Source organism: Nocardia sp. NPDC059236 (genome assembly GCF_042754085.1).
GTDB lineage: Bacteria > Actinomycetota > Actinomycetes > Mycobacteriales > Mycobacteriaceae > Nocardia.
In genome coordinates this window covers 1-12,143 of the sequence record NZ_JBHZAF010000030.1, presented here as the reverse complement: position 1 = coordinate 12,143, position 12,143 = coordinate 1, and the positions used below count along the sequence as shown (strand labels likewise).

Sequence of the window (12,143 nt, the reverse complement as noted above, 5' to 3'; positions counted from 1 at the left end):
CAGCGCACCTCCGGGAGTAGCGGCCATGCCCTCCGACACCGAACGGCCCGCGGTCACCGCACCGCCCACCGAGCGCGAATTCACCGCTCTCACACAGCGATTCCGGCCGGAGCTGCTCGCGCACTGCTATCGCATGCTGGGGTCGGTGCACGATGCCGAGGACCTGGTGCAGGAGACCTACCTGCGGGCCTGGCGGGGGTTCGGCGGGTTCGAAGGCCGGTCGTCGCTGCGGCACTGGCTGTACAAGATCGCCACCATGGCCTGCCTGACCGCGCTGGAGGGGCGCTCGCGCCGGCCACTGCCGTCGGGGCTGGGTGCGCCGGAGGACGATCACCGGGTGGCGATGGCGGCCCGGGAGCCCGAGGTGGCGTGGTTGCAGCCCGCGCCGGACTCGTTGTTCGGGTTCGACGATCCGGCCGCCATCGTGGCCGGGCGGACCGGGGTGCGGCTGGCCTTCATTGCGGCACTGCAACTGCTGCCCGCCCGGCAGCGCGCGGTGCTGACGCTGCGCGACGTGCTGGCCTTCCGGACCGCGGAGGTCGCCGCCATGCTGGACACCACGCCGACCGCCGTGGACAGTGCGCTGCGGCGGGCGCGGAGCCGATTGGCGCAGGCCGGGCCGGTGGAGGCGGACCTGGCCGAGCCGGACGAACTCGCGCAGCGGCGGCTGCTCGACGGCTATGTCGACGCGTTCACCCGCGCCGACCATGCCGCGCTGCTCCAACTCCTGCGTGCCGACGTGGAGATGGAAATGCCGCCCACGCCAACGTGGTTCACCGGACGCGAGGCGGTCCTCGGATTCCTGCGCAGCCGTATCCTGCGGCCGGGCCTGTGGCGTTTCACGCCGACCCGCGCGAATGGCCAGCCCGCCTTCATCGTTCACAAACGCGTCGACGACCACCACTACGCGGCCTACGGGATTCACGTCCTGACGCTGATCGGGGCCAGGATCGGGCGCATCACCGCGTTCAACGACCCGGCCCTGGTCAGCACCTTCGGCGCGGAGGCCGCGCTCGAACTCTGAGGCCCGGCCCGTCGCGAGATCGGAAGCGGGAGCGGCGGATACGGCGATGCCCGCCGTGTGCGACACGGCGGGCATCGTCAGGAATGTCCGAGAACGTCAGTTCTGGAACAGGTCCCGCAGCGATTCGGGAGCCTTGTACTGGCAGGTGTTGGCCAGGCAGCCCAGGTCCCACATCTGCTCGATGGCCGACAGCACCGAGTAGTGGTCGGCGAGGTCGGTGGACGTCTTGTGGTGGGGCTGGGGCTTGCCCTTCTCGCCCTGCTCCTTGTGCACCTTGTCGGAGTTGATCACCAGCAGCGGGGCGTCGCCGCCACCGAGTACGGTGCCATTGGCGCCGACCGGGCTGCCCGGGCCGCCGGAGAAGCCGGAGTAGTCGTTCTCGTCCCAGGCGATCACGATGCTGGAGCGGGTCTTCTTCCAGACGTCCGAGTTCGTGATCTTGGTGACGGTGTCCTTCAGATAGTCGTCACCCAGGTGGATCGGGCCGTGCGCCACACCGGAAGCCGGCTCCTCACAGGTCGGCTTGTTGATCAGCGTCGCGGCCGCGTGGGAGAGGCCGTGCATGTCCGAGCACTGGTCGGGGCTGATCCAGGTGAAGGCCGGCACGTTGCCGCTCTTCAAGTCGGCGTCGAAGTTGTTCTCGAACGGCACGACCTTCTGCATGCGGGCGTTGCCGGGGGAGTTGACGTCCGAGAAGTACATGAACGGGTTGTGCTTCTGGGCGTACAGCTTGACCGCGGTGCCGTTGACGTCGCCCGGCGCGAACTCGCCCTGGAAGCCGGCCTGCGGCATACCGCCCATGTAGGCCTTCCAGGACTTGCCCTTGCCCTCGAGCTCGTCGACCAGGTTCTTGCCGGCGAACATGTGCGGCTTGGCGGTCGCGCTGGCGATCTGAGCCGGGGTCAGCGCGGCGCCGGAGGTGCCGTCACCGGAGTTCGGGACGAATTCCTCGGGGGCGCAGGTGGAGTCGGCGCCGGCCTTGCAGTCGTCCCAGATACCCTGGAAGTCGCCCGAGAACATGGAGAGGTAGTTCGGCAGACTCGGGTGGGTCACACCGTGGAAACCGGTGGACACGCCGTTGTCGTTGGCCAGCTGGTTGATGAAGGGCGCGTCGGCGGTGTTGCCGAGGATGTCATCGTCCCCCTGGTTCTCCATCATGATGTAGAAGATGTGTTCCGGCGCCGCCCCTTGGCCGTTCCCCGGATCGGCCGACGCGGACGCGCCCACCAGGCCGCTGAACGCGCTCACCGTCGCAGCCACGGTGACTGCGATCTTCCGACCCAACGATGCCCTTGCCATATGTGTGTACTTCCTTCATCGAGCGAGATTGCCGATGCAGCTTCGCAATTGGGTCAGGAAACGATCAACGCGAGAAAACCGAACAGTACGCAAACGGGGAGCAAGCAGTTGCTAGGTTGTGGAACCATAGCTGACCAGGCATAACTACGCAGCACCGGCCGGACCGGGCCGCGGCAGCCTCGCCGACATGCGGTAGCGTTCGACCATGGCTGGAGCACTGTGCCCCGGGTCGTTCGACCCCGTGACCAATGGACATCTCGACGTGATCGCCCGCGCCGCCGGGCAATTCGACGAGGTCGTCGTGACCGTCGTGGTGAACCCCAACAAACAGGGCATGTTCACCGTCGAGGAGCGGATGGACCTGATCCGCGAGGTTACCGCCCACCTGCCCAATGTGCGGGTGGAATCCTGGCGCGGCCTGCTGGTCGACTTCGCCAAACAGCAGGGCATCACCGCCATCGTCAAGGGCCTGCGCGATGCCACCGACTTCGGCTACGAGCTCCAGATGGCCCAGATGAACCGCAAGCTCACCGGTGTCGACACCTACTTCATCGCCACCAACCCGGCCTACGGCTTCGTCTCCAGCTCCCTGGTCAAGGAGGTCGCCGCCTACGGCGGTGACGTCGCCGACCTGCTCCCGCCGATCGTCCACAAGCGCCTGCTCGCCCGCATCGCCGAACGCCGGGCCTGATCGCCACCGCAGGGGCGCAACCCCTTCCGCCCCTGCGGAATCCGGCCCGGTTCAGAGTGCGCGGATCGCGGTATCACAGTGCGCGGACCGTCAGGCTGCGCGGTTCGGGCGCCGGAGCCGGCTCGATCCGGCCCTCCGGGCGGCGTCGGCGGGTGGCCAGGGCGGACCGCAGGTGCTGGGCCGGCCGCCCCCTGACCAGGTCGTCCCAGGTCCAGCGGACCACGTCGAAACCGAGGGCGCGCAGATAGGTTTCGCGGGTCCGCTCGCGCTGCACGGCGGCCGCGAGGTCCTGACCCGGCCGCAACAGCCGGCCGTATTCGGTGGGGCCGTCGAATTCGCAAAGGACACCGGCGGATTCGTAATAGAAGTCGACCCGGCCGACGAACCGGCCGTCCGGAGTCAGCACATTGCCCTGCGATCGGGGCAGCGGCAGCGCGTGCTGCTGGATCATGGTGCGGCTGAGGGACTCGCCGATGCTCTGACTGCGGCCGTCGAGCATCGCTATCACCTGCTTCGCCTGCCCGATCCCGTAGCGGCCCTTGGCCCGGGCGAGCTCGTCGCCCAGTTCGGCCGCTCCCAGCCCGAACATGCCCGCCAGCGCGTCGCCCGCCACGACGGCCGCGTCGAACGGCAGGGTCAGGGCCAGATCCACCACCGTCCGCGCCGGGGTGGTGACCAGCAGCCCGTCGAGCTGCGCCGCCGAATCCACCGGCGAACCATGGACTTTCGTGCAGGGCCTGGTCCGGCCGCCGCCGCGGCGGTTGCGGGTGACGCACACGCGGTCCAGGGGAGTGCGCCAGAGCGTGGTGCCGTAGAGCACGGCCGCCGACTGGTGACTCACCACGGTGCCCGCCGCCATGTCCGGCAGCACAGCCCGGATCAATTGCCGATGCTGTTCCCGCCGGCCCAGGGCCGGCGCGAGCCCGTGATCCCCAGGTCTGCGCTGTTGCCCGAGGCTCCGCCGCTGCCTGTGCCCCCGCTGCTGCCCGAGGCTCCGCTGTGCGCCGCACCCCTCGAGCAGCGCCTGCCGGGATCCGCCTGTCCCGCACCGCCGTCCGCCACTCCCGGCCGTCCCCTCGGCGCTGGTGGCGATCGTCTCGGCCGTAGCGCCCATCGCCGCGGCGGCAGCCGGGGTCCGGGTTGTCACTCGCCCTCCCGGCGGGGCGGCCGCGGGCGCCGGTGCCGCACGCACGACCCGCAGACCCGCCCCGTCGGCCGCTGTGGTCGCGGCCCGGCCGTATCCCGCCGTCCCCCAAGGCATCCGCGCCAACGGTCCATGTCGGAACCCCTTTCGTCGTCGATGCTGTCTTGGACGCGGACAGGCCGAAAAGGGTTCCCGCACACGCGGAGAACACGGAGTGGGTGGGGCTCAGAACACCCAGAGCCGCAGGGTGAGGAAGCGCATGGTGCCGACCGCGGCGGTGATACCCAGCACCGCAATGGCTTCGGCGAGGCCGCCGATGCCCGGCTCGGTGACCTCGAGAATGGCCAGCCCACCCGAGGTGATGGCCAGTCCGGCCAGCGCGAGCGCGCCGCCCTCCAATTGCGCTGTGTACCAGCGCACGCGGTCGGCCGCCTGGAAGGTGAGCCGCCGGTGCATCTCGTTGGCCAGCGCGGTGCTCACGATGGAGCCGGCCAGATTGGCCAGCTGCGGGCCGCCGCCGTAGAGCGCGAGGAACAGCAGGATGTAGCCGACATTGCTGAGGCCGCCCACCAGGGCGAAGCGAATCAACTGCGCGAAGACCGCGTCGCCGCGGAGCCATACCCCGAGCCGGCCCAGCCAGCGCGAGCCCGTCGCGTGCAGGGCCTCGGTGCCGTGTGCGAGGGCCTCGGTGCCGTAGGCCAGGGCCTCGGTGCCGTAGGTATAGGTGTTCACCAGCCCGGTCACGGGCATCGTCGCCCGTTCCGGAATCTCGTGGACAGCCATCGTCTTCCCCATCCGAACACATGGGTGTCGGCCGGGCGGTCCGGAGTTCTTCCGGGCCACTGCCATTGGCCGACACGTTCTCGCCCTTCCACGGTAACACCAAGTGGAGTGGATTCCTCCACTTGTTTTTGTGGTCTGTGAAACAGACCATGTTCCGGAAAACCGGCGACACGCCGCGTCGGACCTTGTTGACAGCGCTGAGATTGGCAGACTGGCGGAAGCGGAGAGTCTCGCCGTGAGTCCTGGCAGGAGAGTGGGGTAGCACATGTACCGGGTATTCGAAGCGCTCGACGAACTGGTGGCCATCATCGAAGAGGCCCGTGGCATCCCGCCGACCCGTAATTGCATCGTGCCGCGCGGTGAGGTGCTGGAACTTCTGGATGATGTCCGCGAGGCGCTGCCCGGCGAACTCGACGACGCCCAGGACGTGCTCGATCACCGCGACAAGATCGTCACCGACGCCCGCACCGGCGCCGAGACCACGGTCAAGACCGCCAATGAGCAAGCGCACCACACGGTTACCTCCGCGCGTGACGAGGCCGACCGCATCCTCGCCGACGCCAAGGCGCACGCCGATCGCATGGTCGCCGAGGCCCGCGCCCACGCCGAGCACCTGGTCGGCTCGGCGGAGGAGGAGGCCGAGCGCACCGTCGCCGACGGCCAGAAGGAATACGACACCCTCACCGGCCGGGCCCGCGCCGAGGCCGACCGCCTGGCCGTCGCCGGACAGGCCTCCTACGACCGCTCGGTCGCCGAGGGCAAGGCCGAGCAGGACCGCCTGGTCTCGCAGACCGAGGTGGTCCGCGCCGCCCATGCCGAATCCGCCCGGCTCATCGACGGCGCCCAGGCCGACTCCGACCGCCTCCGCCAGGAATGCGACGACTACGTCGACGGCAAGCTCGCCGACTTCGAGGAAACCCTGCACAACACGCTGCGCATCCTCGGCCGCGGCCGCCACCAGGTCCGCCCCGGCTCCAGCGTCCCGGACTACGCCTCGGAATTCCGCCGCTGATCGCCGATCGTTTCGCCCCGCTTGCCTCATTTGGGCTGCAAGCGGGGCTTTCGGTATTGTTGGGTGGTTGCCCATTCCACACCTAAGGTGAGTGAGTTCGTAGATGCCTGCCGATTCCGGTAAAGCTTCGCGTCATCGTCATCAGATGACCGACGCGGGCTTCGCGCTGGACGTACGCAGTCTCGGACGCGCGCCGGGGTCGATGAAGGAACGGCATCGGAGTTTCACCACCGACGCGCGGATCGGGCTCGACCTGGTCGCCATCCCCGCCGGTGCGCAGATCGAGATGGATCTGACGCTGCAGTCGGTCTCCGAGGGCGTGCTCGTCATGGGCACGGTGACCGCTCCCATCGAGGGTGAGTGCTCGCGCTGCCTCGAATCCTTCACCGACGAGATCGAGTTGCAGCTCACCGAGCTGTTCGCCTACCCGGACAGCGCCACCGAGCAGACCACCGAGGAAGACGAGATCCACCGTCTCGTCGACGACATGATCGACCTCGAGCCGGTCGTCGTCGACGCCGTCGGGCTGGAGCTGCCGTTGCAGCCGCTGTGTGAGCCGGACTGCGCCGGATTGTGCCCGGAATGCGGCGTCAAGATGGCGATTGCGGGTTCCGGCCACGGTCATGAGATACTTGACCCTCGCTGGGCCGGGCTCGCGAATTTCAGTGCTGAGTCCCCCGACGCAGAGTCTGTGTCGGACCCATCAACCGATTCCACCCTTGCGGGACACAACCGTGCCGCAAGTAAGAAGACAGAGGAGAGCTAGTCGTGGCCGTTCCGAAGCGCCGGATGTCCCGTGCCAACACCCACGCGCGTCGCAGCCAGTGGAAGGCCGCCGCGCCGACCCTGATCACCTGCCCGAACCGCGCCTGCGGCCAGAAGACCCTGCCGCACATCGCGTGCCCGAGCTGCGGCACCTACAAGGGCCGTCAGGTCACCTCCGCGATCTGATTCGCGTTCAGCGACCGTGACCGCCAGCAAGGATGCGGCGGATATTCCCGCCGTAGGTGATGCAGCCGACCATGCCAGTCTGCTCGAGGCACTCGGCGTGGACGTACAACCGGAGCTTTTGCGCCTAGCGCTGACGCACCGGTCGTACGCCTACGAGAACGGTGGCTTGCCGACCAACGAGCGCCTGGAATTTCTGGGCGATTCGGTGCTCGGCCTGAGCATTACCGAGCGCCTCTATCTGGAGCACCCGGACAAGTCCGAGGGCGAGCTGGCGAAGCTGCGCGCGAGCGTGGTGAACATGCACGCGCTGGCCGAGGTGGCCCGCTGTCTCGGTGAGGGCGGTCTCGGCCGCCATCTCCTGCTCGGTAAGGGCGAGGAGCTCACCGGTGGCCGCGACAAGCCGAGCATCCTGGCCGACGGCATGGAGTCGCTGCTGGGTGCGGTGCACCTGCAGCACGGCATCGATGTGGCACGCACCGTCGTACTGCGGCTGTTCGCCGAACTGCTCGAGCGCGGTCCCCGCATGGGGGCCGGGCTCGACTGGAAGACCAGCCTGCAGGAGCTGACCGCCGAGCGCGGCATCGGCGTGCCCAGTTACGAGATCACCTCCACCGGGCCCGATCACGACAAGGAGTTCACCGCCACGGCGGTGATCGGTGGTCAGGGTTACGGCCAGGGGGTGGGCCGCTCCAAGAAGGAAGCGGAACAGAAGGCCGCGGGCGCGGCCTACAAGGCGTTGAACGCCGAGAACGCGCCCGAAGGTTCGGCCGGCGGCTCGAAGAGCTAGATGCCCGAACTTCCCGAGGTCGAAGTCGTCCGGCGCGGGCTCACCGAGCATGTGGTGGGCCGCGTCCTGGACCGGGTGACGGTCAAGCATCCGCGTTCGGTGCGCCGGCACGAGCTGGGCGGGGACGATCTCGCCGCCCGACTGACCGGTCTGCGCGTCGAGAACGCGCAGCGGCGGGGCAAATTCCTGTGGCTCACCTTCGATGAGCCCGACACGTCTCTGGTCGTGCATCTCGGCATGTCCGGGCAGATGCTGGTGCAGCCCGCGACCGCGCCGCTGGAGAAGCACGCGCACATCATCGCCGCCCTCGACGACGGGAACGAACTGCGGTTCGTGGACCAGCGCACCTTCGGCGGCTGGATGCTCTCGGATCTGGTCGAGGTGGACGGGACCTGGGTGCCCGAGTCCGCCGCGCACATCGCGCGCGACCCGCTGGATCCGCTCTTCGACGCCGATGCCGTGGTGAAGTCCCTGCGTGGCAAGCAGTCCGAGATCAAGCGGCTGCTGCTGGATCAGACCGTGGTCTCCGGTGTCGGCAATATCTATGCCGACGAAGCGCTGTGGCGGGCCAAGATCCACGGTGAGCGCTCGGCGGCCAAGCTGACCGGGCCCGCGCTGCACACGCTGCTCGGCGAGACGCGGAACGTCATGGACGAGGCGCTGCGGGCCGGGGGCACCTCCTTCGACGCCCTCTACGTGAACGTCAACGGCCAGTCCGGGTACTTCGAGCGGTCGCTCAATGCCTATGGGCGCGAGGATGAACCGTGCCGGCGCTGTGGTGCGATCATGCGCCGGGAGAAGTTCATGAACCGTTCGTCTTTCTCCTGCCCTCGTTGCCAACCCCGCCCGCGCGGCTGAGACCAGCGGGTATTCTTCGCTTCAAGGTCATTCCAGTGTGGCCGAGCCTCCCTATCCCGTCTGTCGAGGCGCTACCTTTTTCACTAGCGGCATGTGTCGTGCCGGCTGGAGGAAACAAATGCGCAAGCTGACCTACTACGTCGCGGCCACCATCGACGGATTCATCGCCACCGATGCGGGCTCGGTCGACTTCTTCCCGGTCGGGGGCGACCACGGGCCCGCGATCATCGCGCAGTATCCCGAGACCCTCCCAACCAAGGTTCGTCAGGTGATGGGCGTCGACAAAACCTGCCAGAACTTCGACACCGTGATCATGGGCCGCAAGACGCACGATTTCGGCGTCCGGACCGGCACTTCCAGCCCGTACGCCCATCTGCGGCAGTTCGTGGTGTCCACCACGCTGCCGGAGAACCCCGCCCCCGATGTGGAGTTGATCGCCGGGAACCCGATCGAGCGGGTGCGCGAGCTCAAGCGCGAGAAGGGGCTCGGCATCTGGCTGTGCGGCGGCGGTGAGCTCGCCCAGACCCTGCTGCCCGAGATCGACCAGGTGTTCCTCAAGCTCTACCCGATGGTGCTCGGCCACGGCCGCCCGTTGTTCGGCACGGCCGGTCACCTGCCCGAACCTGCCCGGTTCCGGGTGCTCACCAGCCGCGTCTTCGAGGACGGCGTGGCCTTCATCAAGTACAGCCGGGTGCGCTGACCGCCGCTATGCCAGGTCGTGGTCGAGCGCGTAGATCGCGGCCTGGGTCCGATCCCGGACACCCAGCCGCGTCAGGATGTTCGAGACGTGGTTCTTCACCGTGCCCTCGCTGACATACAGGGCGCGAGCGATCTCCCGGTTGGACGCGCCGGTCGCCAGCAGGCGCAGGATCTCCGATTCCCGTTTGGTCAGGTCGGCGGCGGGTTGCGGGCCGGTGCCGCGGCCCGGGTCGCGCAGCATGCCGAGCACGCGGGCGGACACGGTCGCCGAGTACTGATCGACACCGGCGTGCACCAGCCGGACCGCCGCGGCGAGATCGGCCGCCGGGAGATCCTTGAGCAGATATCCGCGCGCGCCCGCCCGCAGGGCCAGGATGACGTACTCGTCGTCGTCGAACGTGGTGAGCATGAGGACCTTCGTGCGGTCGCGCAGTGCCGCCGCTGCGGCCAGGCCGTCCAGGACCGGCATCCGGACGTCCATCAGCACCACGTCGGGTTTCCGTTCGAGGGCGAGATCGACTGCGGCCGAACCATTCTCGGCGGTGCCGACCACCCGCACCCCGGCCTGGAGCGCGAGCAGGGAGGCGATGCCCTCGCGAACCAGTGGTTGATCGTCGGCGATGAGGACGGTGGTCGCGGTGGTCATCGCGAACCCCGGGGGAGTCGCGCCCGCAGCCGGGTACCGTCCGGCCCGGTGTCCACCCGGAGTTCGCCGCCCAGGAGTGCGAGCCGTTCGCGCATACCGGTCAGGCCGTGGCCCTCCATCGTGCCGGGGTCGAAACCCCTTCCGCCGTCGGAGATTTCGAGGAGGCTGTGCGCGGTCCGATGCTCCACGCGAACCGTGGCGGTCGGCGCCCCGGAATGGCGGAACGCGTTGGTGAGACCCTCCTGCGCGGCCAGATACAGGGCGAACGCCGCAGATTCGCCGGGCTCGTCGGCGCCGTCGATGTCGACCCGCACCGGAAATCCGCTGCCGTCCAAGCGGTTCGCCAGCGTCGTCAGTGCGGCGGCGAGCGTGAAGCCGCCGGTGTCGGCGCGCAGGGTTCCCACCGCGGTGCGTACCTGATCCAGTGCGGCATGTGCGGAATCGCGCGCGTCGGCGAGGGCCTGATCCGCGGCGGCGGCATCCCGGCTCCGGTACGCGGCCGCTTTTTCCAGCTGGATCGCGACCACCGCCAAATGGTGTCCTGCGGTGTCGTGGATATCGCGCGCCACCCGCGCGCGCTCGGCGGCCGCCGCCAGCGACGCCGCCTGATCGGCGTACTCCCGCAGGCGCGCATGCGATTCCGACAACTCCGCCAGCAACCGTTCGGCCCGCCGCTGGCCGTTCTCGGCCCGCGCCGTCAGCGCGCCGAGAGCCACGGCGAACACCACCCCGATCGAGAACATCACGAGCTCGGCCGGCCGCGCGGTGCCGGTGCGGTCGTGTGCTTGCAGCGCGACGGCGGTGGCCACCACGCCGAGGATCGTCGCCGCCACCCCGATCGCGGCCCGGCGGCCCAGCGTCACAAAGGCTTCGAACGGCAACAGCACGAACAAGACCTTGGCATTGCCCGAAACGTCGGCCGCCGCCGCCACCGCGAACATCACGGCATGCCCGCCGACCGACCCCACAGCCATGATCCACCCGGCCCGCCAGGTCTCCGGCGCGGCGGCCACACCCGGCGCTCCGGAAGCAACCGCCGCGCAGGCTGATTCGGCCGCGCGTCTGGCTTCGCGTCGGTGCCGTTCGTCAGGCGGGCGCGGCGTGATGCCCGGGATCAAACCTGGAATTCGTCGGCGGCGGCGTGGGGCGGGCGACTCCGAGTTGTCCGCCGGGTGCCGGGAGGTGGCCGCGATCCGGCTGGTGACCTCGGTGGACCGGCCGGAGCGGAGGTCCAGCGCGGTGAGTGCGAGCAGGGCGAGGGTGAGGGTGGTGAGGCGGAGGGGAGTGACAGGGGTGGTGGCGGAGAGGGCCGCGAACCAGGCGGCGCACAGGACCGAGGCGTAGGTGAAGCACGTTACCCAGGTGAGTGCGCGGGGCCGGGACATGGGATCGAGCGTAGGGACGCGGTGCGGGCGAGGCGAGGGACCGGCGCGGAAATAGGTCGAAGGTCATGGTTCCGTCACCGGTCACCGTGCCGCGGGCCATCGGTCGCGCGGCACTTATCGGCCGGGGGTGCCGGTTCGTAGCGTTCGGGAGGTACGACTTCGTCTGCCCCGGAAGGGAATTGTACAATGAACGGTCGATCGTTGTTCCGGCTCGCCGCCGTCGCCGGTGTGGTGTGCGGTGCGGCCACCGCACTCGCTGGTGTCCTGGAAACCATTGCCGGGCAGAAGTTTCCGGTCACCGAGGTGCTCAATGGCGGGGCGGTGCCGTTCGGGATCGCGTTCGCGGCGGGGCTCTACCTGGCGCAGTACGAGCGGATGGGGCGGTTCGGCGGGTGGGCGTTCGCGGTGCACTTCCTGAGCTTCGGATACTTCGCGGGCATCGCGTTCACCATGAACTTCGTCCTGGTGCACCTGGATCCGGCGGTGGTCGGCCACTTGCTCGACGGGCCCGCGCGCTGGGCGTTTCTCGCCACAGCGGCGCTCACCCTGCTCGGGACGTGGCTGTTCTCGGCGGCACTGTGGCATGCGCGCGTGGTCCCGCCCTTCGCCGTCGGGTGCTACGCCGCCGGACTCACGGCGCTGTCGCTGACGTTCCTGCTGCCCGCGCCGATCGTGCGGGTGGGCCATGTGTTCGTGGGCGCCGGCATGATCTGGCTGGCCGTGTGGCTGCGGGCGGCGGCGGGGCGCGCCGCGGACCGGCTGTCGCAGTACAGCTGATATGTAGGCGGGTTCTGTCAAGTGGCAGGTGAAAGCGGTCCCGGTAACGGCGGTTGCCGGGACCGCTTTCGTGTGCGGTCGAGCGGG

14 protein-coding genes are annotated in these 12,143 nt (G+C 69.0%); 9 read left to right on the top strand and 5 right to left on the bottom strand.

All coding sequences use genetic code 11. From position 1 onward, the window contains the following. Window positions 1-25: 25 nt before the first annotated feature. Window positions 26-1,024: a sigma-70 family RNA polymerase sigma factor gene (locus tag ACFXIV_RS43290; RefSeq protein WP_379402833.1), complete on the top strand. Its 999-nt coding sequence runs from the start codon at window positions 26-28 to the stop codon at window positions 1,022-1,024. A 96-nt stretch (window positions 1,025-1,120) separates the two neighbouring features. Here ACFXIV_RS43290 and ACFXIV_RS43285 read toward each other — a convergent pair whose 3' ends face one another. Further along, a complete protein-coding gene (locus tag ACFXIV_RS43285; RefSeq protein WP_379402773.1) occupies window positions 1,121-2,272 on the bottom strand; it encodes an alkaline phosphatase family protein in 1,152 nt (383 codons plus the stop codon). Between the two features lie 256 nt (window positions 2,273-2,528). Here ACFXIV_RS43285 and coaD point away from each other — a divergent pair, with 256 nt between their 5' ends. Further along, window positions 2,529-3,014, top strand: a complete 486-nt coding sequence (gene coaD, locus ACFXIV_RS43280; RefSeq protein ID WP_379386787.1) for a pantetheine-phosphate adenylyltransferase — start codon at window positions 2,529-2,531, stop codon at window positions 3,012-3,014. Window positions 3,015-3,087: 73 nt separating this feature from the next. Here the strand turns inward: coaD and ACFXIV_RS43275 are convergent, their stop codons facing one another. Then, window positions 3,088-4,161: a hypothetical protein gene (locus ACFXIV_RS43275; RefSeq protein ID WP_379402772.1), complete on the bottom strand. Its 1,074-nt coding sequence runs from the start codon at window positions 4,159-4,161 to the stop codon at window positions 3,088-3,090. A gap of 222 nt (window positions 4,162-4,383) precedes the next feature. Next, entirely contained in the window at window positions 4,384-4,941 is a 558-nt protein-coding gene (locus ACFXIV_RS43270; RefSeq protein ID WP_379402771.1) for a GtrA family protein, read from the bottom strand. Window positions 4,942-5,206: 265 nt separating this feature from the next. Between ACFXIV_RS43270 and ACFXIV_RS43265 the strand changes: the two genes are divergently transcribed. From ACFXIV_RS43265 to ACFXIV_RS43240, 6 genes are all read left to right on the top strand, one after another. Then, window positions 5,207-5,953: a DivIVA domain-containing protein gene (locus ACFXIV_RS43265; RefSeq protein WP_379402770.1), complete on the top strand. Its 747-nt coding sequence runs from the start codon at window positions 5,207-5,209 to the stop codon at window positions 5,951-5,953. A gap of 145 nt (window positions 5,954-6,098) precedes the next feature. Next, a complete protein-coding gene (locus tag ACFXIV_RS43260; RefSeq protein WP_379402769.1) occupies window positions 6,099-6,719 on the top strand; it encodes a YceD family protein in 621 nt (206 codons plus the stop codon). A gap of 2 nt (window positions 6,720-6,721) precedes the next feature. Further along, window positions 6,722-6,904: a 50S ribosomal protein L32 gene (rpmF, locus tag ACFXIV_RS43255; RefSeq protein WP_040859971.1), complete on the top strand. Its 183-nt coding sequence runs from the start codon at window positions 6,722-6,724 to the stop codon at window positions 6,902-6,904. 16 nt (window positions 6,905-6,920) lie between these two features. After that, window positions 6,921-7,691, top strand: coding sequence for a ribonuclease III (rnc, locus tag ACFXIV_RS43250; protein ID WP_379402768.1), 771 nt, complete (start codon window positions 6,921-6,923; stop codon window positions 7,689-7,691). Next, the gene (mutM, locus tag ACFXIV_RS43245) at window positions 7,692-8,549 is read left to right on the top strand and encodes a bifunctional DNA-formamidopyrimidine glycosylase/DNA-(apurinic or apyrimidinic site) lyase (protein ID WP_379402767.1); all 858 of its coding nucleotides are present in this window, start codon (window positions 7,692-7,694) and stop codon (window positions 8,547-8,549) included. It abuts the gene before it with no gap. 118 nt (window positions 8,550-8,667) lie between these two features. Further along, a complete protein-coding gene (locus tag ACFXIV_RS43240; RefSeq protein ID WP_379402766.1) occupies window positions 8,668-9,249 on the top strand; it encodes a dihydrofolate reductase family protein in 582 nt (193 codons plus the stop codon). A 6-nt stretch (window positions 9,250-9,255) separates the two neighbouring features. On the opposite strand, the gene ACFXIV_RS43235 is transcribed toward ACFXIV_RS43240, so the two are convergent. Next, window positions 9,256-9,894, bottom strand: coding sequence for a response regulator (locus ACFXIV_RS43235; protein WP_379402765.1), 639 nt, complete (start codon window positions 9,892-9,894; stop codon window positions 9,256-9,258). Next, window positions 9,891-11,279, bottom strand: a complete 1,389-nt coding sequence (locus ACFXIV_RS43230) for a sensor histidine kinase (protein WP_379402764.1) — start codon at window positions 11,277-11,279, stop codon at window positions 9,891-9,893. The genes ACFXIV_RS43235 and ACFXIV_RS43230 overlap by 4 nt, the downstream gene beginning before the upstream one ends. 186 nt (window positions 11,280-11,465) lie before the next feature. Between ACFXIV_RS43230 and ACFXIV_RS43225 the strand changes: the two genes are divergently transcribed. Next, entirely contained in the window at window positions 11,466-12,056 is a 591-nt protein-coding gene (locus ACFXIV_RS43225; protein WP_379402763.1) for a hypothetical protein, read from the top strand. The last annotated feature ends 87 nt before the right edge of the window (window positions 12,057-12,143 follow it).